This window comes from Pontibacter pamirensis (genome assembly GCF_010015475.1).
Taxonomy (GTDB): domain Bacteria; phylum Bacteroidota; class Bacteroidia; order Cytophagales; family Hymenobacteraceae; genus Pontibacter; species Pontibacter pamirensis.
Map to the genome: position 1 here is coordinate 71,080 of NZ_SSNI01000024.1, position 26,221 is coordinate 97,300.

The following is a 26,221-nucleotide window of genomic DNA, read 5'->3' on the forward strand; positions in this document are numbered from 1 at the left end:
ATGAAGTATATAAAAGCTATCGGACTGGCACTTTTTTTAGCATCGCTGGTCTTTTTTACCTCCCTGTTGTTTCTGGGGCAGTTCCGGCTCACGGATGCTGTTTTGCAGGAAGCGGTGAGCGAGGAGCATTACCCTATTCTGAAGGAGGAACTGGCGCCTATGATGGGCAATATATATAACACCAATTTCTCTTTCGCCAGTGACTTTAACAACTACTTCGGAGCCTACAACGACAGGCTGAGGATGGAGGAGCAGTATGAAAAGGTGATTTGGGATGATTACGCTTTCTCCGTTACTAAGGCCTCCAGCACAGGGTTTGTTGCTGATAACAAGCTGCTCCTGCTGCTTCTGACTATTATAGCGGGCTCCCTGGGCGCTTTGCTGTATGTGCTGCCATCACCGCGGCACAAAACAGGTGGACTGAAGCACGAGGGGGTATACTTCTCTTCCCTCAAATCTAGGGGCTGGCTGGGCATTGTGGTGGGTACTTACCTGATTGCATTTTACGTGCTGCTCTATTGGTTTGCGGAGTATATAACCAACTGGGTTTTACTGGCAGACCCTGTCAGCGTTGTTCTTTCCGGCAACCCCGCCAGCAAGTGGTTTATGTATGGGCTTATTTATACATTGGCGATTCTGGTGATGGGCGTGCGCATGTTCCGGAAGTACCGGGGCAATAAGTACCAGACACTGCGCACAGCCTCAGTTATGTTTTTCCAGCTGGCCTTCGCTTTCCTGATTCCGGAGATACTGGTGCTGTTCAACAGACCCTGGCACGACTTTAAGCATATCTGGCCCCTGGATTATACTTTCTTTTTCGAGTACCGGGTAGAGAACATGCTGAGTAGCGGCGCCATCGGCATGTTTATGCTGATATGGGGCATCCTGCTCGTTATTGTTGGTGTACCGCTCATGAGCTACTTCTATGGTAAGCGCTGGTATTGCAGCTGGGTGTGTGGCTGTGGTGGACTGGCCGAAACAGCCGGTGACCCGTTCCGGCATCTGTCTAACAAGTCTTTGAAAGCCTGGAAAATTGAGCGGTGGATGGTGCACGGTGTGCTGGTGTTTGCGGTTGTGATGACGGCCATGACCATTGCGAACTACTTTTCCGGGTTTTCTATGCTCGGCGATGCGACGGGTGTGGTGCACCAGTGGTACGGCTTCCTGATTAGTGCCGCTTTTGCCGGTGTGATAGGCGTTGGCTTTTACCCGTTTATGGGCAACCGCGTGTGGTGCCGCTATGGGTGCCCTCTGGCGGCTTACATTGGCATTATACAGCGTTTCAAGTCTAGGTTCCGGATTACAACAAACGGCGGACAGTGTATTTCCTGCGGCAACTGCTCCACCTACTGCGAAATGGGCATAGACGTGCGCTGGTATGCGCAACGAGGACAGAACGTGGTACGCGCCTCCTGCGTAGGCTGTGGCATTTGCGCCTCCGTATGTCCGCGTGGCGTACTGAAGCTGGAGAACGGCCCCGAGCAAGGGCGCATCACCGATATCCCCATCTTAACCGGTAACGACTCCATCACCATTCATCAGACCGTTCGGATCTAAGGCGAATAACGTGTGAAGCAGGAGTGAAGGAGCAGTCAGGTTAACATCCTGAATGGAAGAAACTTTCGGTAATTTCTCCTAAACCGGCTGTTTCTTCAGAGCCTCCTGTAAAACGGTGTTGATGGCGGCAGCAACTTCCTTTGGGTGATCTTCCGGCGTGAAGTGGCGCCCGCCCGGTATGCGGATGAAGGTGGCACCAAGTTCTGTGGCAAGCCTTTTGCCAGAGGCCATGCTCAGCGCGTCAGCCTCGCCCCATACAACGCGGGTAGGTGCGTTTATTTGATACAGTTTTCCCGCTACAGCCATGGTGTCCCTGTCGCGCAGGTGCCGTAACTGGTTTGCAAAAGCTTTCGGGCCAATGGCGCGGGCGTACGGCTTCCAATGTAGGTTGATTGACTCCAGGAGGCGTCCGGCGTTATCATGCCCAAGGTTCAGTAGCCCAGCCAGGAAAAAAGGTTTCACCAGTTGCGGCGGTAGCTTTTGTATGCTTTCTTCCATGGCGCGAGCCATCCGAATGGCCGCAACGGGCCAGTTGCCATATGCTACACTATCAGCCAGTATCAGTCCCTGGCATAACTCCGGGTGACGCGTCAGCAACTCCTGGAGCACACCTCCTCCAAGGTCGTGGCCGACGAAAACAGCTCTTTTGATCCCCTGGTGGTTTAGCCAGGCATACAGGTATTCTGCCTGGCGCGCAACCGAAATGTCTCGTCCCATACCTTCGGACATGGACCAGCCATAGCCCACCAGCTCCCAGGCGAAGCATTGCACCCCAGCCCGTTCTATTTTCGGAATTACATAACGCCAGAGCCTAGGATGCGTCGGAATACCGTGCACCATCACGATGGGAATACTGCCTTCGCTACTGTCGCCATGCGCTTCCCATCTCATTTCTATGCCATCCACAGTAGCTCGATAATTATTCTCCGGGGCAGGGACGTCATCCTGATCGGCAGGAGAAGCCTTGAACTGCGATTTCCACAGCCCTTGTCCTAATTCTACGGCGGCTACTGTAACAAAAGTGAGTTTCCATTTACTCCGGCGGGGAAGCGCCAGTGCCACACCAGCTGCCGCTGCGCCTATGATAAGATGTATATTTTGCTTGATGTTAACGTTTGTCTTCATTTTAGGAGTGTTTGTAGTAGAGTCGGTTGACTTATGTCACGCAGGATAATGTTCGTTCTTATACGGTTGCATTTTGAAATGTTTGAGGTGCTTGTTTGAACGAGCAACAGGTTCACCTGAAGTTTTGAGGAGCTATACTTGTTTTTATGTCCTGCGTTTCAAAACTTGTCATACCTAATGCTGTTAAAAACTCATGAATCAGAGGCTGCAGTTTATATACAACGCCAAAACAGGACTCTTCAACAAGCTGACCGATTTTGCACATAAAGCCATTTCGCCAGCCACTTATAACTGCAATTTGTGCGCATTAACGTATGGCACTTTTACCATGAAGCAAGAGTGGTCGGATTACATTAAAAGCCTGCCGCTGGAAGTTGCGTTTATTTACCGCGACGAGTGGAAGTATAAAACTGCTCATCGTGATTATCCACTGGTGGCACTGCAAACAGGGGAGAAGGAGCCGGAGGTGCTGTTGGAAGCTAGTCAACTAAATGAGTTGAAAAGCCTGCAGGAGCTGAAGCAAGCCATACAGGCTGCTCTGCAAGATGCAGGCAGCAAAAATACTTGTAACTGACATCACGACAGTCCCGCTGGGACTTGAATCTTTTCTTGCGCATTTACTTTATGGGAGGGAGAAGAAGCCTCGTGCTTCTCATATCTGCTAACACCGTAGTATAATTCGCTACCCTCCCGATGCATTGCTCGTACAAAAGGTTTTAACTTGAATTTTTGGTATGAGTAGTAATCTAACAGTTGAGCAGGTAATTGAGCAGCATCGTTCTTCCGGAAAATTTGTGCTTATAGGTGGCGTTAAAACATTTGCGCTGGATTACGGAAGTGGCGAAGCCGTACTTTGCATTCATGGCGTGCCTACTTCGTCTTTTCTGTACCGAAAGGTGCTCCGCTCTTTAGCTGATAAGGGATTTCGAGGTGTCTCAGTTGATTTACCTGGCTTGGGTCTGGCAGAGCGTCCGGAGGATTTTGATTACTCCTTTCCTAATTTCGCTCTGTTCCTTTCCCAGGCAGCTGAAGAACTGGGGCTGGACAAGTATCACCTCGTTGTGCACGATATCGGCGGGCCCATTGGTTTTGCATTGGCTGCGGAGAATAAAGAAAAGATATTATCGCTGACGATACTGAATACATGGGTGGATGTTGTGAATTTTGAGAAACCGCTGCCGATGCGTCCTTTTGAAAAGCCATTGCTAGGAGAAGCAGAGCTAGCGGGCCTTCAGCACTCCACCTGGAACCTCCTGTTTTCTGCCGGAGCTGTCTCAGATTCAGAAGTTGTTCCGAAAGAAGAGGTTTATGCTTACGTAGACCTGCTCAAGCGCGAAGATGGGGGAGATGCTTTTTTGAAAATCATGCGCAATTTTGCCAATACCGAAGAATATAGGGAACTATGCTATTCGGCAGTTCAGAATGTTCCTTACCCGGTGCAGGCTATCTGGGGAGTTGAAGACCCGGGGCTTCGGTATGAGCGCTACGGAACCGAAGTAAAGGAAGCCGCCGGTCTAGCTGAAGTATACAAGCTGCCTGCGAAGCACCTGCTGCAGGAAGAACAGTGGGAAGCTATCGCAGAAAAGATTGCAGAAATAGCGGAACGTTCGAAAGCCATGCTGCCACGGTAATGATTTTTCATACTTTGTAACTGACGCTACGCAAGAGTCCCAGCGGGACGACCTGTTGATAGAAAAAAAGCTCACTTTACTTTAGCTCCAGCGGAGCGACCGGTTGGGGATAGATTTACAGGCCGATCCGATGGAGCTAAGAGCGGTTAATGGCCATCATGCTAATAACAAGTCGTCCCGCTGTGACTAAAACAAGTTATGAACTGGTGTTGCGTAACGTCAGTTGACAAGTATTATTCCGGGCAAACGGTTGAATGACTTTTATCTGATCCTATACCTCAAAACCGCTCATGGTAAAGGATCGACATGGAGCACATTTCCAGCACACACTCCTGCAACAGGAGTTGATCCGTGGATTTATCCGCTACCAGCTGAAAGGCGATATGAGCGACCTGCGGGATGCCTAGCGCCAGCCCCAGTTGCTCTGCCACTGCAATCGCTCCCATGGAGTTATAGTTGGAGAGGTATAGCTGGTGGAGGTCCTGCCAGGGACCTTTTGCCCCGCTTGTGAGCGCAATCATATCACCCAACGCCTCGCGGGCTTTTCCTGCCATCGTGCCTAAGGCTGTTCGTACATCAGAGGGATTTCTGTCTATGGCAGAAAACAGCTCTCCCCGAATCACCTCCTCATGTGTTTCTGCCCGCATCGCTATTTCAGCAAGGTACTGCTTGATGTGAGGCTCATCTATTTTCTCCACTGTATCCTGAACCAGCTTCCGGTAAGATGCCTGTGTGAGCAGCACGTTGTTAAACCAGGTGGCCGCTCTGTCCAGCTGCTTGCTCCTGGTTTCGTTGTCTAACTCAATGAGAATGGGCTGCATTTGTGTCATATTATCCATTGTTCACTTCCTTTTTAGTTACTTTCCATAGAACACCTGTGTGTGCGTAGGCCATCATATTGCCTGATGTTACCTGCACTCCTCCAAAATCCAGCACATACAGGCTCTTTCCATCAGGGCTGAACTTGCAGGAGACAGGGCGCTCTATACCGCCGCCGCCAACTTTAGAGGCCGGGCCCATTTCTTTGTTGTGGACAAAAGGCTCCGCTGTGCCATTCTTCACGTTTACCCGAATTACTCTGAAACCATGGGTGAGGTCTTCTGGATGTGGAGAGTTTAAGGGTGCCATACTTCCCCATTCCGCCACAAAGAGGTCACCTCGGAAGCCAAAGGCATCTGACCGTGAAAAGTCCATGCGGCACATGCAGGAGTGTGGCTGCTCTAAAAAAGCGGCTGGGCCAGCAAGGGGAGGATGGTTTTCCATCAGCATTTCAGCTGGTGTGCCTCTGCCGGGCAGGTGGGATGGGTGGTTTACCGGTAGCCCATCATGGCAGAAGTCGGGGAAGCCGTACCAATCTGGTTTTTTGATAGAGCCGAACGGCTGAGATGCATTTTTGATGTGCCAGATACAGTCCGGATCCATGGCGATGGCACGTTCTCCTTTCTCCTCGAAATCATTGTCAGATACATAAAGCTCATCTTCCTCATTCAGGGCCATTCCAAACGGATTCCGGATGCCCCAGGCCAGCAGCTCCATATCAGTACCATCCGGGCGAGAACGCCAAACGGCGGAGTTGCAGTTTATATCGCCTTTCACTACTTCTCCTTTTTCAGCAGCTGTGCCGAAAGGTTTGAATGGTCCTGTCTCTACCATATAAGGGTAAGGCATACGCGGGTCGCGGCTTCGGACGTTGTTTCCGCTCAGCGTTACATCCTGCCCCGGCACGTCGTGTGCCAGCGGGTGCTTCGCCATATCTACGGTAAATCCTGCCGGCAGCACCACTCCCTGCTGCGATACAGAGCCGTTTCCGAAATACATCAGCCCGTCCTTTCCAAAAATAGGTCCCCCGGGCTCGTGCCAACCCCCGCTGGGCAGCGAGTCAATCAGCACTTTCAGTTCACCAGACTGCAGGTTATACTTCACAATCTGCATATGGTAGCCGCCTTTCAGGGCCATGTACAGTTCGCCGTCCCGCCAGGCAATGCCTCGTGGACCAGCCTGTACGTTCATGTCTATGGTTTCAGTCTCTCCGTTAGCACGAAATGCAATAACCCGGGCAGGCATATAGGGGCGGGTGGGCCACGAACTGCCTCCTTCACTTACAAATACAGACCCTTTATCATCGAAGGCAATATCGGTAGGGAAGGAGAGGCCCACCATTACGGGCTCCACAGTATATCCTTCCGGAACCACCACATCGCGGGCATCTACTGTGGGCCTTGCTGGCGTAGGTAAGTTATGAAGGTCCTGCGGGCTGGCAGTCCCTGGCTGTAATTTAGATTTTGAGATTTTGAACCCGGTGTTCTTGCGCCTTTCTGCGTTACTTGTTTTCATAGGTTGAGTTTAGAGGTATAAATTGTTTCAGCTCTGCCTGAAGAAGTAGAGCCTAGTATAAAAGTGGAGATGCAGGCAAGGGTGGCGTGCCAAGTCAACTGGCTGGGTATAATCTACATCAAAGCTGCTTTTCTATGTACAGGTAAAGAGAAAGCAGCAATTGGGTTGGTGAATCTGGTAAGGGTAATGTGAGTAATTTATACAGTAGCAGATAAGCAAAGGTTATCCTAAAAAACTATCTGACAGAGGAGGTTTGCTATAGGTATGGGGAAGGATAAAAGGTAGAGCCACTTCCAGGGTGAATTGCGCTGAGGAGCAAACACTGTTTTTAAAAGCTAATCTCCTTCCTGAGAACTAAACAGCAGCTCATTCCGGTTTTTACCGACCACGGTAACAGCTCCCATCTTACGCAGGCAGTATGTCATCTGGCGGCAACGATGAAGCGGCAACTGTAAAGAAGCAGCCAGGTCTTTGTTGGAAAAAGGCTGGAGAAGTGTAGTTGGAATAAAAGTTAGTAAGTCTTTTTCACTCCTGAACTGATGAGATGCAACAACTTCTATGAGTTGCCTGTCTACTACGCTCACCCGTTTACGGTGCTTACTGCCTTTCCCGTCGCGGCACCTTACCTCTTCTTCATTGATGAGGAGCACCTCAAACGAGAAATTCTCATGTACCATTAGCTCCGGTATCCGCACCAGTTCTTCGAACAGGTCGGTCAGCTTTCCTTTATAAGGCGACTTGCGGCGGGAAGTTATCTTCTGCCCGGTAGCATCCACCTGCACCACCCATTTCTCAGCCGTAACAGGATGCAGCAGATGCACCTTGTGCTGCGCTAAAAGTGAGGATAACTTGTTTCGTATGGCTGAAAAGTTACGGGTCTGGATTTCAATGAGCTGCTCCCCCCGCACCATGTCAATCACGTAACCGTCTAAAGGCACTTCAAACTTATCCTCAGGCAAGGCAGCCCAACGTTTCAGGGCCGCATGCAGCGAGCGTTCATTTCGTAACCCTATTCCATTGCTAACTACTTTGTCTGTCTCTTTTGCTGCTTTGGGCATATATAAGGATGTTGCTTTGGCTTATAGAAAGTGAGGCTGGCAAAGATACCACAGCATCCGGAAAGCGCCTTATTTTCATAAGCACAACGATAGTACGGTGTGAAGGAGGGAGAGTAGTAAATTGTAATATATAATTATATCTGTTTTTTATTAAAACATTTTAAGTGTTTATACTTAGCGCTAATACGTGTTTATAGCGTATTTTAAAAAAATTAAAGTGCGTATGTACAGGGATGTTTACACGTTCCTGCTGAAGCTGCTCCTGCTGCTGCAGCTTTATTACTATTTATATATGCTTAAAACAAACTTGATACCCCCGGTTTCGGAAAGATCCGGTGAGAATTGGACTGCCACTATTACAGAGGCTTCTACTGAAAAAAGAAAACTAAACAGCAACACAACAGAAATCGATAACTTCTTAAAAAACCTGCCGGATGTTGTTTGTCTTTCTCACCTGCGCTGGGATTTTGTTTACCAGCGCCCTCAGCACCTGCTTTCCCGGTTTGCAAAGTATGGGCGGGTGTTCTTTGTAGAAGAACCAATCTTTGGGCAAACGCAGGCTCCAAGGCTAGATGTTTCCTCCCGTGAAATGAACTTATATGTGGCGGTGCCTCATTTGCCACATGGCTTAACGGCAGAACAAGCCGAAGAAGCACAGCGCACGCTCCTGAACAGCCTGTTAAAAGAGCAGTTGCTGGAGCGCTTTGTGCTTTGGTATTATACCCCGATGGCTCTGAGTTTCTCAAACCACCTCACACCAGCTTTAACCGTTTATGACTGCATGGATGAGCTGTCGGCGTTTAAGTTTTCGCCGCCACGCTTAAAGGAACTGGAGCAGGAACTGTTCAAAAAAGCTGACTTGGTTTTTACTGGAGGGCAAAGCCTCTATGCCTCTAAAAAGAAGCAACACATGCAGACGCACCTGTTCCCGAGCAGCATTGACAGGGCACATTTTGCCAAAGCAAAAGAACCGCTGGATCAACCAAAAGATCAGGCTGCTATACCGGAGCCTCGCATCGGTTTCTTTGGGGTGATTGACGAACGGATGGATCTTGCTTTGTTAGAAGCAGTAGCCGATGCACGACCAGACTGGCAGCTTGTGATGGTAGGACCGGTGGTGAAGATTGACCCGACAGATTTGCCAAAGCGGCAGAATATTCATTACCTCGGAGGCAAGTCATACCAGGAGCTGCCAGCCTATATCAGCGGGTGGGAAGTGGCCCTCCTGCCATTCGCCATCAATGAGTCAACAGAATTTATCAGCCCCACCAAAACACCAGAGTACTTAGCGGCCGGAAAGCCGGTGGTATCCACGCCTGTGCGGGATGTGGTGCAGCCTTACGGTGAGGCAAAGCTGGTGCACATTGCCCGGTCACCAGAGGAGTTTGTAGCTGCAGTAGAAACAGCCATGGGGCAGGCAAACGACCTGAAGTGGCGCAGTGAAGTAGATGCTTTCCTGGCAGACAGATCCTGGGACAACACATGGCGCGGCATGGTGTCGCTCATGAGCCAGGCACTGCAACACAAGAAATCCTAACCCTTAGCCAGGTTTTTTACATTCATTTAAAGCAGAAAGGGAGAAGTATGTTCGATTATCTGATAGTGGGGGCTGGCTTTGCCGGTAGTGTGGTGGCTGAAAGGCTTGCATCCCAGTTAAATAAAAAAGTACTAATCATAGACAAGCGGCCGCATATAGCGGGCAACGCTTTTGACCATTATAACGAGGAGGGAATCCTGGTGCATAAGTATGGGCCGCACATCTTCCATACCAATTCAAAGGATGTGTTCGACTACCTCTCCAACTTCACAGAGTGGCGACCTTATGAGCACCGTGTGCTAGCCAGTGTGGACGGGCAACTGGTGCCCATGCCTATCAACTTAGACACCATAAACAAGCTGTACGGCCTGCACCTGACCACCTTTGAGGTAGATGATTTCTTTAAGTCTGTGGCGGAAGAGGTGCCGGAAATCCGTACTTCCGAAGATGTGGTGGTGAGCAAGGTAGGGCGAGAACTGTATGAGAAGTTCTTCCGCAACTACACGCGCAAACAATGGGGTATGGACCCCTCTGAACTGGACAAGTCGGTGACTTCCCGGGTGCCGGTGCGCAATAACCGCGACGACCGCTACTTCACCGACACTTTCCAGGCAATGCCCAAACAGGGGTACACGGCTATGTTCGAGCGGCTGCTCGCCCACCCGAACATCAAAATCATGCTGAACACGGATTACCATGAAATACTTGATGTAATACCGTTCAGGCAGATGATTTACACCGGGCCTGTGGATGAGTATTTCGATTTTAAGTATGGAAAGCTGCCCTACCGATCGCTGGAGTTTAAGCACCAGACCCTGGAAACTGCTTTGCATTTACCTGCTGCGGTGGTAAACTACCCGAACGAGCACGCTTACACCCGCGTAACAGAGTTCAAGTACCTGACAGGGCAGCAGCATCTTAAAACAAGTGTTGTGTATGAATATCCAAAGGCAGAGGGTGACCCATATTACCCGGTGCCGAAGGCTGAGAATGCAGCCATATACCAGCAGTACAAAAAGTTGGCAGACCGGACCAAAGACGTTTATTTTACCGGAAGACTGGCCACTTACAAATACTACAACATGGACCAGGTAGTAGCCCAGGCGCTGACACTCTTTAAAAAATTAAAGGAAGCGCAGGAAGAAAAGCCGCTTGTACTGGACGGTGTTGCTGTTCTAAGCGCGAATGGTAACGGCAAGGGAACTTTCGTTGCAGCTACTTTAAAAAATGGCATACATGGAGCGGACAAAGGAGCTCATACTCAATTCAAAGAAAACTGATTTATTAAAAGAGAAACAAAATATCGGCGCTGCAGCGCAGGGGCAACAGGCATTTCAGGGTGGGGCAACAGACCTTCCCTGGATACAGGTAGCCCCTGACGCGCCTTATTTCATTACGGAAGAGGGAGAGAACTGGACACCCATCGGGCAAAACGATGCTATTACCTGGCCCGACTTTGCCAATGCTTTTAGACGCAAAGACCTAAAGCAGGTAGAGGACCACCTGGCGTGGCTTGCAGCCCACGGCGTAACTTGCCTGCGTTTTATGCTGGAGTATGCGCAAACAGAAAACCGCTATTTTGAGCGCCCAGCTGGTACTTTCTCGCCTAACATGGTGCGCCTCTGGGACGACCTTTTTGAGCTTTGCGGCAAGCACAAGCTCCGCATCCTTCTCACGCCTGTAGATACTTTCTGGATGTGGATCAGGTGGAAGCACCACCCGTACAATAAGCAAAACGGCGGGCCGTGCAGCGACAGGTCGCAGTGGCTGTTGTGTGCCGATACGCGGAAGTTTTTCAAGGACAGAATTACGTTTGTGGCGGAACGCTGGGGCGGGAGCGGGGTTTTATTTGCCTGGGACCTGTGGAACGAGATACACCCAGCCCATGCCAACAATAGAACCAATATTTTCCATAGTTTCATCAAAGATATAAGTGAGCACCTGCGGGAAACAGAACTGCGCCTGTACGGCCGTACGCACCCGCAGACAGTATCGCTTTATGGCCCGGTGCTGGACGAGAATCCGGAGGTTGCGGATGCTATCTTCCGTCACCCTAACCTCGATTTTGCCACTACGCATTTTTATGATGCGGCTACCATCAACAATCCAAAGGATACATTATCGTCCGCCATCATTACGGGGCGGCTGGTGCGGGAGGCGCTGGAGCATGTGAACAAGGCGAGACCGTTTTTTGACAGCGAGCATGGCCCAATCCACGCCTTCAAAGATCGCAAAAAGACTTTGCCGGAGCCTTTTGACGAAGAGTACTTCCGCCACATGCAGTGGGCACATTTTGCCTCTGGTGGTGCTGGAGGAGGCATGCGCTGGCCAAACCGCCATCCGCACGTCCTGACACACGGCATGCGCCGCGCCCAGAAAAGTATGGCCGCTTTCGCCAGCCTCATCGACTGGAAGCGCTTCAGGCGTAAAAACCTGAATTATGAAGTGCAAACTACTTCTTCTGCAGTAACCGTGTTTGCCTGTGCTGATGCGGAGCAGGCAGTTGTGTGGGTACTACGCACAGACACCACACGCAAGCGCGAAGGAACGTTCAAACAAACAGCTCCGCCCATTGAGGTAGGCTTGAAGGTGCCCGGCATGTCGGAAGGAAAATACCGCTTCACGATTTGGAATACCGCCGAAGGCCGGCCGATACTTCAGGAAGAGGCGCAGAATACAATTCGGGGGAGCCTGAGCGTAGTGATTCCTGCTGTTGTGACGGATATCGCACTAGCTATCCGAAAAGTTGGCTGAGGTGGTATGGTTCGAGGCAGCGAAGCTTCATGCTACACTATCAGTTCATCTCAAACATTAGTTCTTTATAGAAGTTTCCTGCTTTTGCGGGGTTTTTCCGAGGCGGGCTGTCAGTTGTGCCTGTTTACATATTCTGGCTTGCTATAACTGTTTATGAGCATAGTATAAGAAGGAGAGGGTATAGTGGTATCATCAGGAGAATAGACTGCATGTAGCATGTTGATAGTATAATCTGCACGTTTCATATGTAGTAAATATGAATTTCCTTATCTAACAACCAAACAGGAAATAGAGGCTGCCACCACTACGCAAAGGCAAAAAATGCTTAGTGAGGTGGTGAAATACGGAGAGGTAAATACCTAATTGTGATCGTTAAAGTATGATTCCTCCGGTATCGTGAAAAGCTTGGTCGCAATACACGTAACTTTATAAAGGTATACAATTGCAGGCTAAGGCAAATTAATTGAACACTGCTTTTGTCTTTACGTGTAGTGGCCGCTGGCTGGCCTGCTTCTACTTATCTGCTTTAACGGAAAATTCAAAATGAGTACATCAAGAGCCGGAAAAGGAACTGACACTGACAGCGAGCTGGCAGAAAGGGTGAGAAGGCGTGTTATGGCTGAGGGGCATAGGCATAAAAGCAAGCAGCAGAACATGCCAGCCAAACAGCGGCAGCGTCGTGAGATGCTGCTCCGGGAGACGCTGTCCATTGCCAGCATCGGAAGCTTTAGCTATGACATTGAAACGGATGAGATGGAGTGGACGGATGAGATGTACTACATCCACGGGTATCGGCCGGGAGATGTGGCGCTCACCCTCAGAATGATTATCAGCCATACACACCCAACAGACCGGGCAAGGGTGGAGCGCATCGTACACCATGCGTTGCTAAATAGAGAAAAATTATTCTTTCACAATGCATTATGTGCTGCCTCGCGGGGAATCATGCTACATCCATAACATCGGGCGATTTTTGGCGGAGGCCGGCCAGAGCGTGCGCCTGGTGGGTACCTCCCAGGATGTTACCTCTCTCAAGCAGGCGGAGGCAGAGGTCATGCATCATAATGTTGCACTGCAATTGAGTAATCAGCGGCTGCAAAAGGAGATAGAGGAGCGTAAAAAGGCAGAAGCGGCGCTGAAAGAAAGTGAGGAGAAGTGGCGGTCACTGGTTGAGAACACACCAGACGCTATCTCCCGCTTCGACCGTGACCTGCGCTTTGTTTTCGCGAACAGCGGCGTACAGAAGAAGATCGCGCTTAGCCCCGTACAAATGCTCGGTAAAACATATGCGGAACTTGGATTGCCGGAAGAGTTTAGTAAATGCTCTATGGCTAGCATAAATCAAGTGCTGGAGACAGGAGAGCAAAAAGTATGGTATGCCAGCCTGAACTCCCCGACAGGCATCAAGCATTAATACTCCATTTCGGTTCCTGAGTTCGATGCGTCTGGCAGAGTAAAAACAGTGCTGAACACAAGCCGGGAAATTACGCATGTAAAGTAGAAGGAGAATCTGTTAAACACTGTCCTGAACAGTTCGACCAGCGGTATTACAGCTATCAAGTCTGTAAGAGACAAAGACAACAAGACAGTTGATTTTAATTTTCTGCATGCTAACAAACAGGCACAGGCTATGCTGCAGCAAACAACGGAGCAACTATTAAGTAAGACGTTGCTCGAAGTATTACCGAGCTTCCAAGAGTCCGGCTTGCTGGACAAATGCACCAGGGCAGTAGAAACGGGTGAGACCTTCAGTGAAACCCTATACTACGGCTATGATCACCGGCCAGACTGGTACCAGTTAGTGGCCGTGAAGCTGGAGGACGGTTTAGTTGTGACTTTTATCGATATAAATGAACACAAACTGACGGCGCTGGCCCTTGAGCAGGCAAACACTGACCTGCGGCAGGAAATTGCAACAAGAAAAGAGGCTGAACGGGTAGCCCGGCAGGAGAAAGAGCTCAAAGATAGCATTATTGAGCACGCGACAGATGGCATCAGTGCTTTCGATAAAGAGGGTGCTTACACCGCATGGAACAAAATGCTTGAACAATTTACAGGAATTAAAAGTGAGGACGTAATCGGGAGAAAATTCAGAGAAGTGTTTCCTACATTAGCGCAATCTGAACTAGCGAGAAGATTGACAGAGCCCTGAATGGAGAACATACCCAACTGCGTAACATTCCTTTTATGAACCGCCAGGGCTTTTATGACGCTGAAGTTGTCCCTAACCTTGATCAGAAGGGGGAGCTTATAGGTGGTATTATTGTGGTGCACGATATAACGGAAAGCCTCAAGAACAAAGATAAAGCCATCACTCAAAACCTGTCGCAGCAAAAGATAGTCGTAAATGCCATACTGGAGGCGGAGGAGGAAGAGCGTAAACGTATAGCAGAAGCAATGCACAACGGTTTGGGCCAACTACTGTATGGCATCAGGCTGTATGTAAACCAGCTGGAAATTGAGCAGGATCCAGCACAGGATAAAAATCATAGAATAAAGCAGCATATAGAACAGCTTTTAGCGGAAGCCATAGACAGTACCCGCAGCCTCTCTTACGAACTAACCCCTGCCATATTAAAGGATTTCGGCCTGAAAACTGCGCTGGGGGAGCTTTGTGAGAAATCCTCGAAGGCGGAGCTTAGGTTTTCGCTGGCCACGTACGAGGTGGCCACGCAACTGGAGGAAAATATGGAACTGGTTACCTACCGTATTACACAGGAACTGATAAATAATGTGCTCAAATACGCCAACGCCACCGAAGCAGAGATTGAGGTAGAGCAGAAGAATTACAAACTTATTATCACCGTCAGCGATAACGGAAACGGGTTTAAACAGGAAGATAAATTAAGGCGGGGGATTGGACTCTACAGCATTATGAACCGGGTTAAATTGCTGAACGGGCAACTGGATATTATGAGCAAAGAAAACACGGGTTCAAAAAATAAAGGTGATGCTATCTCTTGATTCCTAATGCCGTTTTCTACTTTACCAACTTAATTGTATAAAACCGCAGCCGCAACAGGGCAAATGCAGTGTGCCTGCTGGCTGAAATACCTAACGGGATTAGTGCGTACTGGAGCAGTAAGTGTTTGTTACCATAAATCATTTAAATCGTAGTACAAAAATTGTACAGGAACTACGGAGTATACGTATAGAGTTTGTAAGTGCGCGGACCAGAAGAAGCATAGATTATAAATAGTAATCAGAAGTTTTTATGCCTGTACTATTTTCAGTAAAAGAAAAAAGGAGTTTTAAGAAGCTTCGATAGGAGAATTTAAAATGGCAGAGAACAAGTTGATAAGAGTAGTACTGACAGATGACCATAATATAATTAGAGAGGGGCTACGGTCTTTGTTGGAAGACGATAAAGAAACAGTAGTGGTAGGGGAGGCATCTAACGGTAAGGAATTGCTCGATTTACTGGAGCACACTCCTGCAGATGTAGTGCTGATGGACATAAACATGCCAGTAATGGATGGCTACGAAGCGACAAAGCAGGTAGCCGAGCGCTTCCCCGATACAAAAGTGTTGGCGCTCTCGATGCTGAACAGCGAACCGTTTGTTCAGAAAATGATGGAGAATGGTGCGGCAGGGTATATTCTGAAGAATACAGGCAAAGCCGAACTCCAATCAGCCATCAAATTAGTAGCAAACGGCAGCAAGTTTATGTGTGCCGATTTAGCCATTAAATTCCTTCACAAACCGTCAGTCCCAGAAGAGGATTCAGATAAGCCGAGCCGCGGCGGCAGTGTGCTGTCCAAACGCGAGTTGGAGGTATTAGGTTTGATTGCTGAGGGATTCACCAATGCAGAGATAGCTGATAAGCTGTTTACAAGTAAGCGCACCATCGAAACACACCGGCAAAATATCCTTGAAAAAACCAATGCTAAAAACACTGCTAACCTGGTAAAGTATGCGATTCAGAACGGTTATATTAGTATAGACACCTGAGAGCAATTTTACTCTCCTTTGAACTAGCGAAGGAGCCTTTCTTAATCTTAGCCTTTGTTGAGCCAGACATCTACTGGCATGCGTTAAAAAGGAAGCCATCACGTACAAAAAGTGCAAAAAAGAGGGCCTTCACTCTCAACATTTGTTGAAGAATAAAGGCCCTTCTATAATAGCTATCAGATGTGGTCTGCCTTAAGCACCCATTTATCAGCATCCACATCATTCTTAGCTTTTTAGGTCTGTTCCAGTTGCAGGACTTCTTCCTATACTGGCAGTGATTCATCAGATAGCTTAACCAACCAAAAGCATCTGTACACTTACTAACAGCCGTTTCCAGTCTATACGGACTTCCTTCTATTATAGCTTTCTTGACTGATAGTATTGGGTACTAATACAGTTAAACTACCGATTTATACGGGGTGTATACGTATCTCTTTGGACCGTTTCTTTACCAAACCAATTGACTGTTACGCAAAGCCAGCATCAGCTAGTTTTTGTCCTAGCAAGATAATGCGTTTATTGCCTGATGTGAGAGAGTATCTTTTGCTCCATCGGAGCTGGAGTGTTTGTGGGAGAAAGTTCTGAAGCAGGTCGTGCTGCTGGGGCTGTTGCGTCAGTATATCATTTATCCCTTCCATATGCTGTATATAGTTTGGCTCCTCTTCGGGCCTGCATTGCAGGAGCCACAGACCTTTCTGAGTTTCTGGCTCCAATTTTAAGGTTTTGCAAAAAAAGGAATGGCATTAATAGCATTAATCTTAAAAAGCTATGCAGGAAGGCTGTGTTATTATGGTATCTTCAAAGCGAAAATAATTAATAAAGCCTGGTTTTCTTGACCAGAAGGGAGATAAATTGTAAATTTAGACAAATAAAGAGATTAAAATCAGCGCTATAAATCTGACGCATTTGATTTTTAAATGCATTGTTTTTACAAGACAAAGGAGCGGACAAACTTAAACGGGTGCTGAGAATGGCCCTTCTTACGGTTTGCTAAGCGCATATTACTCTCTTCGGAGCCACCCTTCCTGTAACTTGATGCAGCACAAAATAGCATCTGGCAATATCGATGCACCCCCTCACCTAAAGAAGAAAATTTTTGAACACCTCAAAGATAAACCAAACAAGCATTATTTACAGTAGCGCAGAAAAGCATGCAGTAAATGAAGGTAAGAACCTTAAGGCGCATGACAGCAATCAGATGTGTCACCCTTTGAAAAGAACCGGTTTTGTTAAGGTTGACGAAAGCAAACGCAAGTCCGGCGACGGCGGTTATGCTCCCATGTCACATGGAGTGGCCGTAGATGAAAACAATTCTGACATGAAAACTGGTGCTGCCTCATACAATGATTTTATTCTCTATAATTATGGGAAAGAGAACGAAGGGCCACAAGCACCAGACGCGGGCAACAAGCCTTAGCCTTACTTTAGTGAATAAAATTTTGAATCCAACTAGCAGAACACATCCTGTACGTCAAGTAGGTCAAGCTGATGTTTGGGCGGGGCGATACCATTGAAGGTTTTAATAGCCTCATTCAGCCTGCCTCTGTCTATCAGGTTCTGAATATTCTTGTCTGCGTCGTATACAACTGCCGAGGCGTGTTTCGCTATTTCCACCTCATGCGCATTGTAGGGGCTCTGGTGCAGCAGGTTATACAGGCATTTCAGCAGTCGCATATTTATTTGCAGATCTCCCTTTCCGTACGTTCTAATCGGGCTCAGGTAACGGTGCAGCAATTCATCCAGTGAGATGTTATTTTCAATTACCCGCAGGTTGTTTTCCTCATCCAGCAGGCAGTTCCGGTCTTCGCACTGCACCCGGTAAATGAACAGGAGTGTCAGGAAGTCGATAGCTTTGAGTGCGGTGCCCGGGTCGTTGATGCCAGGGCTCAGTGCCTTTACAGCAACCTCTGACAACTGTTTTACCCCCTGCTCAAAGTCTTCCATCACTACCTCTTCTTCGCTTAAGTCAAAGCATTCCTGCAACTGCTGTGTGAGGTCGCCATACTCCTTCGGGTCAGCTGAAAGGCGCAGCAGGGGTGAGCCCTCCACTGTAAATGCCCCCACTTCTACCATTATTTCGATTTGCAGGTCGTGTTGCCTGGCAAGTTGCTGTAGATCTTTCAGTTGTATGCGCTTTAAGTAGCCGTTGCCGTCGTTATTCAATGTATGAGTAAATACCCTGACGTTGTGTACTTTTGTGCTTTTGATTCTGTTGGCCATGCGGCTTTCATGGTGCAGTGCGGCTTTTGCTTTCCGGAAAACACTGTTCATGATGTTGTCCACCTGTATGGCTTTTGAGATAGAATGGATAAAGTACACGAACAGCACGAGGCAGGTAACAGCAAAGGCCATCGACAGAAGAACGGCAATGGCTGGGGTATCTTCATCTCCTCCGCTCTCCGTTTTAAAGTTGAGCAGCAGGAGTAGGGTATAGATGATGGTGCCAATATAGAAGCCCAGCACCACCTGGTGGTACTTTACCGTTGTTAAGCCCGGTATTACCCGGGGCGACTGATTGCTTGAGGCTTGGCTCAGCACAATCATCACCATCGAAAAGCTGAATACAGTCAAGGAGATTATGCCGCTGGCAATAGTGCTCAGTATGAGCCGTGCATTTTCCTCTTGTGGCACCAGCAGGGAAGGCAGCCGGCGCTCTATAGCAGCAGCAATAGGCAGAGACTCGAAATACAAGCTGCCCACCGCAAGAAGAAGAAAGGCAGCTGATATAATAGATGGAAGAAAGGCAATGCTGCTGGTAATGGTTGCCTCTCTTTTGTAGGAGGAAGTGGTTAGTTTATTCATGTCAGCATCATGTTCTCTTTACGGAGAGTATATTCCCTTTTAGTAAATCTCATTTTCCCAGCCAGCCACGATAGGCGCTCCGACTGTTCGGCTATACGTACCAAAGCCAACGATGTACACGTCTTCCCTACAAAACAGATGCTGCTCATGTTGTATAGCATAGGGTCTCATATTTGCTTTATACTTGGCAGGTCTACCGAAGCGGTATAAGTGCTATTTTACTTTTTCCGGAGTATGTGGTTAAACAGGTATACTCGCTGAACTAATTTTAGTGTTTTACGCTCTTTTTATATAAGCAGACAGTGTTTGAAGCGGTGCAACAAAATGGCATAGAACCTGTTTTTGACATAATTGATTAAGTGCTGCACTCCTATTTTTTCCAATATTTATGAGTATGTCAAGGCAGTATTTTTGCATCCGCTTTGTGTATGCAGTAAAAAGCAGGCGGTAAAATATGCAATTTTGATTCAGAATTGTGTAACCAATAACACTGTAAGGAAGAGTATCTTTGTTATAGACAGAAAGTAGGTTCGGCACCACTTGATTTCCCTGCAGCATGATGTCAACAAGCCTTTATAGCGGAAGCGGATAGGAATACGTACAATTAAAAGAGAATGACAAGAGGGAAGACATATTTGTTATGAAGAACGATAAAGCAGATATAGAAACAGATTTTAAACCACTGGAGATAACTTCGCCCAGAACAGCCGATGCACCGGGGCCGGAGGCGGATAGCTGCTGCTCGGGTGGGGCGTGTAGTGCTGCCTCGGGCCAGGTAAATGAAGCACAGGAAGAGGCGAAAGAATCATACCTGCCCACTATTGTCAGTTTTGTGCTCCTGGTAACAGGTATTGCCTTGGACTATTTGGATGTCGCCTGGTTTTCGGGCCTGGTTAGGTTCCTGACCTTAGGGTTGGCCTATGTGCTGGTGGGCTGGCGCGTGGTGTGGCACGCCATCAAGAGCGTACGAAGCAGCTTCTTTAATGAGTTCCTGCTGATGACGGTGGCCACACTCGGCGCTTTTTACTTAGGTGAGTATGCAGAGGGTGTGGCGGTGATGCTATTCTACGTGGTAGGAGAGCACTTTCAGGAAGCAGCCGTTATCCGCTCCAGAAGGTCTATTCGGGACCTTATTGACAACCGCCCGGACATGGTAAACCTACAGACAGTGAATGGAGTGATCAGCGTGCCTGCCAAAGAGGTAAGCGTGGGAGAAACCATATTGGTGCGGCCAGGGGAGAAGGTGGCCCTGGACGGGCAACTGCAGTCAGAAGCAGCTGCCTTCAACACTGCCGCACTCACCGGCGAAGCGAAGCCCGACACAAAGCGGCAGGGCGATAAAGTACTGGCAGGTATGATTAACCTGAACACAGCTGCCACCCTGCAGGTAACGGCTGCTTACGAGGACAGCGCCCTGTCTAAGATACTGCAACTGATTGAGCAAGCGAGTGGCCGCAAAGCAAAAACACAAAAATTCATTACCCGCTTTGCCAAAGTCTATACCCCCATTGTTTTTTTCCTGGCGCTGAGCATTACAGTGCTTCCTTACTTTTTTGTAAATACATACGTGTTCGGCGATTGGTTCTACAGAGCACTTGTGTTCCTGGTAATCTCCTGCCCCTGCGCTCTGGTGGTGTCTATTCCGCTGGGCTACTTTGGAGGAATCGGAGCTGCTTCGCGCAATGGTATACTGTTTAAAGGCGCTAACTTTCTCGACCAGGTAACGCAGCTGGACACTGTGGTAATGGACAAAACCGGAACCCTGACTGAAGGTGTTTTTGAAGTGCAGAAAGTAAGCACGCTGTGGTCAGATGAGCAGGAGTTTCTGAGTTATGTAGCCGCCGTGGAAAGCCTTTCCACACACCCGGTGGCGCAGGCTGTAACTGCGTATGTAGGCAATGCCAATGTGCGGGTAACGCAGGTGCAGGAAGTGCCTGGCCATGGCGTAAAGGGGTTGGTAAACGGACGTGAGGTGCTTGCCGGTAACGGAAAACTGCTGCGCCAGTCTGGGGTGAGTTATAATGCATCCATCGATGCCATACCAGATACAACAGTGCTTGTAGCCATAGATGGCAGCTACGCCGGCCACTTAATAATTGCTGATAAGATAAAGTCAGATGCAGCAGCAGCTGTTAAAGCACTACGCAGCCTGGGCATTAAGCGCCTGGTGATGCTGTCGGGCGACAAAGATAGTATAGTGCAGAAAGTAGCGAAAGAACTTCAGTTAGACGAAGCTTACGGCGGCCTGTTGCCTCAGGATAAAGTAACGAAAGTAGAAGAGCTAAAGGCACAGCAAAAGAAAGTGGCCTTTGTGGGAGACGGTATTAATGATGCCCCTGTCATCACGCTTTCGGATGTGGGTATAGCGATGGGTGGTTTAGGCTCTGACGCTGCCATTGAAACAGCCGATGTGGTGATACAAACAGACCAGCCCTCCAAAATTGCGACGGCCATCTCTGTAGGTAAAAAGACGAAACAGGTCGTGTGGCAGAACATCGGTATGGCTTTCGGCGTGAAGGCAGCCGTACTGCTCCTGGGCGCTGTAGGTGTTGCCTCTATGTGGGAGGCGGTTTTTGCCGATGTAGGCGTAGCCTTGCTCGCTATCCTGAACGCCGTACGGATTCAGCAGATGAAGTTTTAATTTCAAAAGCCTGTACCTCCTAATCGGGATACAGGCTTTTGCTTTTAAAGTCAGTTAATTAATACACTTCTGCTGCAGCATCAAGTTTAAAGTCCGATGTAAAGTGGAATTTAAGAGCAGGGTAAGACTCCTGCACCGACCGCAGCACCCAGGCGGTGTCGGCGAAAAATACTGGGTTTTCGTCTTTGTCGTAGGCGATGCTGCTGCCCTTGAATGAAATAAAGCGGGCCAGTGCCTCCTTGTCTTCTGAGGTAATCCAGCAAGCTTTGTAGTAGTTGAGGTTGTGCAAATCAGCGGTAGCGCCATACTCCTGCAGCAGGCGGAACTTAATTACATCGAATTGCAGCTCGCCCACCGTGCCAATGATTTTACGGCTACCCGGCTGCTGCACAAAAAGCTGCGCCACTCCTTCGTCTGTCAGTTGCCGGATGCCTTTCTCCAACTGCTTTGTCTTGAACGGGTCTCTGTTGATGACTTCCTTGAATATTTCCGGAGAAAAACTCGGCAGGCCTTTATAATGCAGCAGCTCACCTTCCGTAAGCGTATCGCCGATTTTAAAGGAACCTGTATCGTACAAGCCCACTACATCACCAGGCCATGCTTCCTCCAGCAGGGTTTTCTCGTTGGCCATAAAACTGGTAGGGCTGGAGAAGCGAAGCTTCTTGTCGAGGCGCGTGTGGTAGTAAAACTTATTCCGCTCAAATTTGCCCGAACATACCCTGCAGAAAGCAATACGGTCGCGGTGGTTGGGGTCCAGGTTGGCGTGTATTTTAAAGATAAAGCCGCTGAAGGCATCCTCATCCGGCAGTACTTCGCGCTGCGATGCCTCGCGGGGCTGTGGGTAAGGGGCAACCTTCACAAAAGTGTCGAGCAACTCACCCACACCAAAGTTGTTGATGGCGCTTCCGAAAAAGACCGGTGCCAAGTAAGCTTCTCTGTAAAGGTCCAGGTCAAAGTTCTCGTAATACCCCTCCAGAAACTCCACATCCTCCCGCAACTGCACGGCAAATTTCGGCCCTACAAGCTGGTCCACCTGTGCATCATCAATATTTTCTATCTCGACAACGTCCTTTGCCATTTTGGTTTTGTTCACCGAAAAGAGGCGGAGTTCTTTGTCATAGATGTTGTATACTCCTTTAAACTGAGCTCCCATACCAATGGGCCAGCTGAGCGGCCGCACATGTATGTTCAGTTCCTGCTCCAGTTCGTCCAGCAGCTCGTAAGGGTCGCGGCCCTCCCGGTCCATTTTATTAATGAAGATGATAACAGGTGTGTTGCGCATGCGGCACACCTGCATCAGTTTGCGGGTCTGTTCCTCTACGCCCTTCACGCTGTCTACCACCAGTATCACACTGTCAACGGCGGAGAGGGTGCGGTAAGTGTCTTCGGCAAAGTCGCGGTGGCCTGGGGTATCAAGAATGTTCACCTTATAGCCGGCATACTCAAAGCCCATCACGGAGGTGGCCACCGATATACCCCTTTGCTTCTCTATCTCCAGGAAGTCGGAGGTGGCCGTCTTGTTTATTTTATTGCTTTTTACAGCTCCCGCTGTATTGATAGCGCCTCCAAAGAGTAGCAATTTTTCAGTAAGGGTTGTCTTGCCCGCATCGGGGTGACTAATAATCGCAAATGTCCTTCTCTTAAGGATTTCTTCAGTTACCATCAGGTTTATGTGTTCTCTGGTCTGCGTGAAACCAGGTAAAAAGTAGATTTAAAAATTCGTTTCCTGCTTGTACAGGAAAAGGATGAGCATGTCAAGGCATCGTAGAGATGCTACTCTATGGGTAACAAAACATAAAGAGATAAAATTACAAAAACAGAGGATGCAAACAAAGCAGGAGGAACAAGGCACTACAGGAAGTCTCTGTATGGCATGAGTTGGCGTATAGCTAGCTGCGTATAACTGCCTCTTTTAGTTGCCAGGATGTATGGTTATGCTGCCAGTAAACTTCATAGTACACCCACTGCGTTTCCTGATTTAAAAGCGGCTGCGTTGGCTTTTCTTCAGGTTGAGAATAATCCTCCAGAAAGTTGAGGAATTCTTCTTTGTCTATTTCACGCGTTATAAAGCGTGGCTTTTCAACGGAAGCAAACGTACGGTCGGCACTGACAAAAACATAACCGGATTTTGGGGCGTGTTTTATAAATTCTTCCATGATAGCAGGTCTGTTTTTACCTAAAAACTTTAGCTGTAGCAACGCAACGCCTTTATCTTCGTCCATGAGTCTTTCACTTAATGATAAATCAGGGAATCATTCACCGGTTCGGCAAAGGCTATTGTCGAGCTAAACGGGTTATTTAAGACAAATCGAGCAATCCGGCGGCAGGTAAAGCCGCAGAACTATCATGTCGTATGATGGAAAAAGGCATGCAGCAAAAGAATCTGTTAGCAAGTGTGGCTGCATATATCGCAACAAACAGCACAGAAAGGAAGGAGCATACCGGGAGGTGTGCCTGCTTCAGGGTGGAGTGGGAGAAGCGTGTACGAAAGTAAGAAACATAGCTGTTAGAGTAATTTCCAATCACATTAAACTGCACTTAGCAAAATAGGTTACGATTCAGGTGTGTGAACTACAGGTAAGTGACAGGGAGTGAGTGCAGTATCGAGTACTAGTTATGGAGGGTATAAAAGGTATTAACGAAAAATATTTTATTTTATGGTTGACTTCTTTAAAAAAATACTTTTACCTTTGCAGCCACTATGACAGCAGTAGCTAAACATACAAGCAATACTCCAGACTGATTTAGTCTATTACAGGCAGCAGGCACTCCCACGCCATAGGCTGCTTTTCTTTATCTGATCTTCTTGAACTCAGATTTGTGCTGCCTTTTCTAGGCCGCATAAAATTATCCCTTTAATACCTATTCCGATCGCTGCCAAAAAGGATGTAGCGAAACAGCAGAGAACTTGGTGGTTCTCTCTTAGATACCTTATCAAGCAGCATAACTCAGGTGTTTTACTTCCCTTGTGCTGTGTCTCCAAAGAATTATTTTTTATTTCTTCTCACAATCATGAAAGAACATCTTAAAATTTTCACCTATAGTCCGAAGATTAATTATAAAATCGAAATTCTGGCTGGTTTAACCGTTGCACTGGCACTCATACCCGAAGCCGTAGCCTTCTCACTTATTGCCGGTTTGCCGCCTTTGGTGGGCCTTTATGCCGCCTTCGTTTTGGGCTTGGTGACAGCCCTGTTTGGTGGCAGGCCAGGAATGATCTCCGGAGCCACAGGGGCCGTCGCTGTCGTGATTGTTGCGCTGGCGCAAACGCACGGCATTGAATATGTGTTTGCCACTGTTGTTCTGGCTGGTGTCATACAGGTTGTGGTAGGCTTACTGAAACTAGGAAAGCTGATTCGCCTGGTGCCGCACCCAGTGATGTTCGGCTTCGTAAACGGTCTGGCCATTATCATTTTCATGTCGCAGCTCGATCTCTTTAAAACTACTGTGAACGGAGAAACAGTATGGCAGACAGGTACACCGCTGTATATTCTGCTGGGTCTGGTGGGGCTTACTATCGCCATCATGGTGCTCCTGCCGCGCCTTACTAAAGCGGTTCCGTCTTCCTTGGTAGCGATTCTCGTTGTATTTGCCATTGTAGTCGGCTTTAACATCGACACCAAAACAGTAGGCGATATTGCCTCTATCAGCGGTGGTTTTCCTCCTTTTCATATTCCTGCCGTTCCATTTACGCTCGAAACACTTAACATTATTTTCCCTTATGCCGCTATTATGGCGGGTGTAGGTTTAAATGAAAGTCTGCTGACGCTGAACCTTGTTGACCAGATTACAGAAACCCGCGGCAATGGTAACAGAGAGTGCCTGGCGCAGGGCGGTGGTAATATACTAAGTGGTCTGTTCTTCGGAATGGGCGGATGTGCGATGTTGGGCCAAAGCCTAATTAACGTATCATCGGGTGCAAGAGCCCGTCTGGCAGGTATTGTGGCTGCAGTAACGCTGCTGATTTTTATCATGTTTGCCGGACCGCTGATAGAAAGGATTCCTATGGCGGCCTTGGCAGGCCTGATGATCATGGTGGCAGTTGGTACCTTCGAGTGGGTGAGCTTTAAGATGATCGGGAAAATGCCTACCACCGATGTGCTGATTGGTATACTGGTGGCAGCCGTAACGGTGCTGCTGCACAACCTGGCCCTGGCCGTACTAATAGGTGTGGTTCTCTCTGCTTTGGTGTTTGCCTGGGAGAGCGCCAGACGCATCAGGGCAAGAAAGTATGTGGATGAGCACGGTGTAAAACACTATGAGTTGTTCGGGCCGCTGTTCTTTGGTTCTGTAACAGCTTTTGAAGAAAAGTTTGACGTGCTCAACGATCCGGAGGAGGTCATCATCGATTTCAAGGAAAGCAGAATAGCAGACATGTCGGCCATAGAGGCGGTGAACGTTCTGACGGAGCGTTACCACAAACAAGGAAAGAAGCTGCACTTACGAAACCTGAGTGACAGCAGCCAGCGCAAACTCATCAATGCAGACGCAGTGATAGAGGTCAGCATACTAGAACCTACTTTCGCAAGAGCCACGGATAAGTACTAATGAAGGAAATATTGTCTCTTGAAAGATCCTGTATTCAAAAAAATGAATAAGGATACAGTATAGAAATAAACCTATCAAGGACTTTTCAAAATATCTTATAGATCAAACGGGTCAAAAAGGAAGTCTTGCCTCCTTTCTGTCTTTTTTATACATAAATAGGACTTTCGCACATTAGGCATAACAGATAGCAGGATTTACCAGTTGTTGATTCATGTATTGGTCGAGCAGCCCTTTTTTGAGCTGGTAAATTGTTAGTTCATAGGCATAGGCCAAACTCTTGAGT

At 48.2% G+C, this 26,221-nt stretch carries 21 protein-coding genes and 1 pseudogene; 14 read left to right on the forward strand and 8 right to left on the reverse strand.

Going from position 1 to position 26,221, the window contains the following annotated elements; genetic code table 11:
* Entirely contained in the window at window positions 1–1,557 is a 1,557-nt protein-coding gene (locus E1919_RS18570; protein WP_162054914.1) for a 4Fe-4S binding protein, read from the forward strand.
* Window positions 1,558–1,635: 78 nt separating this feature from the next.
* Here E1919_RS18570 and E1919_RS18575 read toward each other — a convergent pair whose 3' ends face one another.
* Window positions 1,636–2,682, reverse strand: coding sequence for an alpha/beta fold hydrolase (locus tag E1919_RS18575; protein ID WP_162054915.1), 1,047 nt, complete (start codon window positions 2,680–2,682; stop codon window positions 1,636–1,638).
* A gap of 193 nt (window positions 2,683–2,875) precedes the next feature.
* Between E1919_RS18575 and E1919_RS18580 the strand changes: the two genes are divergently transcribed.
* Together E1919_RS18580 and E1919_RS18585 are read left to right on the forward strand one after the other, a co-directional pair.
* The gene (locus tag E1919_RS18580; protein ID WP_162054916.1) at window positions 2,876–3,256 is read left to right on the forward strand and encodes a hypothetical protein; all 381 of its coding nucleotides are present in this window, start codon (window positions 2,876–2,878) and stop codon (window positions 3,254–3,256) included.
* Between the two features lie 160 nt (window positions 3,257–3,416).
* Window positions 3,417–4,313: an alpha/beta fold hydrolase gene (locus E1919_RS18585; protein WP_162054917.1), complete on the forward strand. Its 897-nt coding sequence runs from the start codon at window positions 3,417–3,419 to the stop codon at window positions 4,311–4,313.
* Between the two features lie 278 nt (window positions 4,314–4,591).
* On the opposite strand, the gene E1919_RS18590 is transcribed toward E1919_RS18585, so the two are convergent.
* From E1919_RS18590 to E1919_RS18600, 3 genes are all read right to left on the reverse strand, one after another.
* A complete protein-coding gene (locus E1919_RS18590; protein ID WP_162054918.1) occupies window positions 4,592–5,152 on the reverse strand; it encodes a ferritin family protein in 561 nt (186 codons plus the stop codon).
* Window positions 5,145–6,647: a PQQ-dependent sugar dehydrogenase gene (locus E1919_RS18595; RefSeq protein ID WP_162054919.1), complete on the reverse strand. Its 1,503-nt coding sequence runs from the start codon at window positions 6,645–6,647 to the stop codon at window positions 5,145–5,147. Before E1919_RS18595 ends, E1919_RS18590 begins: the two co-directional genes overlap by 8 nt.
* Before the next feature lie 335 nt (window positions 6,648–6,982).
* The gene (locus E1919_RS18600) at window positions 6,983–7,705 is read right to left on the reverse strand and encodes a DUF8091 domain-containing protein (RefSeq protein ID WP_162054920.1); all 723 of its coding nucleotides are present in this window, start codon (window positions 7,703–7,705) and stop codon (window positions 6,983–6,985) included.
* A gap of 223 nt (window positions 7,706–7,928) precedes the next feature.
* On the opposite strand from E1919_RS18600, the gene E1919_RS18605 reads away from it, so the two are divergent.
* From E1919_RS18605 to E1919_RS18645, 9 genes are all read left to right on the forward strand, one after another.
* Window positions 7,929–9,242 (forward strand): glycosyltransferase family 1 protein, encoded by a 1,314-nt coding sequence (locus tag E1919_RS18605; protein ID WP_237144605.1) that lies wholly within the window; start codon window positions 7,929–7,931, stop codon window positions 9,240–9,242.
* 47 nt (window positions 9,243–9,289) lie between these two features.
* Window positions 9,290–10,522: a UDP-galactopyranose mutase gene (glf, locus tag E1919_RS18610; protein WP_162054921.1), complete on the forward strand. Its 1,233-nt coding sequence runs from the start codon at window positions 9,290–9,292 to the stop codon at window positions 10,520–10,522.
* Complete coding sequence (locus tag E1919_RS18615) at window positions 10,479–11,996, forward strand: glycoside hydrolase 5 family protein (protein WP_237144607.1); 1,518 nt, start codon at window positions 10,479–10,481, stop codon at window positions 11,994–11,996. The genes glf and E1919_RS18615 overlap by 44 nt, the downstream gene beginning before the upstream one ends.
* 543 nt (window positions 11,997–12,539) lie before the next feature.
* On the forward strand, window positions 12,540–12,956 hold the full coding sequence (locus E1919_RS18620; protein WP_162054922.1) for a hypothetical protein: 417 nt from the start codon (window positions 12,540–12,542) through the stop codon (window positions 12,954–12,956).
* Window positions 12,913–13,410 (forward strand): PAS domain-containing protein, encoded by a 498-nt coding sequence (locus E1919_RS18625; RefSeq protein WP_162054923.1) that lies wholly within the window; start codon window positions 12,913–12,915, stop codon window positions 13,408–13,410. The genes E1919_RS18620 and E1919_RS18625 overlap by 44 nt, the downstream gene beginning before the upstream one ends.
* Window positions 13,411–13,599: 189 nt before the next feature.
* Complete coding sequence (locus tag E1919_RS18630; RefSeq protein ID WP_394351790.1) at window positions 13,600–14,148, forward strand: PAS domain-containing protein; 549 nt, start codon at window positions 13,600–13,602, stop codon at window positions 14,146–14,148.
* Between the two features lie 35 nt (window positions 14,149–14,183).
* The gene (locus E1919_RS18635; RefSeq protein WP_162054925.1) at window positions 14,184–14,960 is read left to right on the forward strand and encodes a sensor histidine kinase; all 777 of its coding nucleotides are present in this window, start codon (window positions 14,184–14,186) and stop codon (window positions 14,958–14,960) included.
* Between the two features lie 315 nt (window positions 14,961–15,275).
* The gene (locus tag E1919_RS18640) at window positions 15,276–15,947 is read left to right on the forward strand and encodes a response regulator transcription factor (protein WP_162054926.1); all 672 of its coding nucleotides are present in this window, start codon (window positions 15,276–15,278) and stop codon (window positions 15,945–15,947) included.
* Between the two features lie 1,210 nt (window positions 15,948–17,157).
* Window positions 17,158–17,364 carry a hypothetical protein gene (locus E1919_RS18645; RefSeq protein WP_162054927.1) on the forward strand — a complete coding sequence of 69 codons (207 nt, stop codon included), beginning with the start codon at window positions 17,158–17,160 and terminating at the stop codon, window positions 17,362–17,364.
* 32 nt (window positions 17,365–17,396) lie between these two features.
* Here E1919_RS18645 and E1919_RS18650 read toward each other — a convergent pair whose 3' ends face one another.
* Complete coding sequence (locus tag E1919_RS18650) at window positions 17,397–18,749, reverse strand: DUF2254 domain-containing protein (RefSeq protein ID WP_162054928.1); 1,353 nt, start codon at window positions 18,747–18,749, stop codon at window positions 17,397–17,399.
* Window positions 18,750–19,389: 640 nt separating this feature from the next.
* Here E1919_RS18650 and E1919_RS18655 point away from each other — a divergent pair.
* The gene (locus E1919_RS18655) at window positions 19,390–21,390 is read left to right on the forward strand and encodes a heavy metal translocating P-type ATPase (RefSeq protein ID WP_162054929.1); all 2,001 of its coding nucleotides are present in this window, start codon (window positions 19,390–19,392) and stop codon (window positions 21,388–21,390) included.
* Window positions 21,391–21,448: 58 nt separating this feature from the next.
* Here E1919_RS18655 and E1919_RS18660 read toward each other — a convergent pair whose 3' ends face one another.
* The gene (locus tag E1919_RS18660) at window positions 21,449–23,053 is read right to left on the reverse strand and encodes a peptide chain release factor 3 (RefSeq protein ID WP_162054930.1); all 1,605 of its coding nucleotides are present in this window, start codon (window positions 23,051–23,053) and stop codon (window positions 21,449–21,451) included.
* Between the two features lie 226 nt (window positions 23,054–23,279).
* Entirely contained in the window at window positions 23,280–23,612 is a 333-nt protein-coding gene (locus E1919_RS18665) for a hypothetical protein (RefSeq protein WP_162054931.1), read from the reverse strand.
* 790 nt (window positions 23,613–24,402) lie between these two features.
* On the opposite strand from E1919_RS18665, the gene E1919_RS18670 reads away from it, so the two are divergent.
* Window positions 24,403–25,938 (forward strand): SulP family inorganic anion transporter, encoded by a 1,536-nt coding sequence (locus tag E1919_RS18670; protein ID WP_162054932.1) that lies wholly within the window; start codon window positions 24,403–24,405, stop codon window positions 25,936–25,938.
* Between the two features lie 171 nt (window positions 25,939–26,109).
* On the opposite strand, the pseudogene E1919_RS28270 reads toward E1919_RS18670, so the two are convergent.
* Window positions 26,110–26,221, reverse strand: a pseudogene (locus tag E1919_RS28270) (IS701 family transposase); the annotation flags it as partial.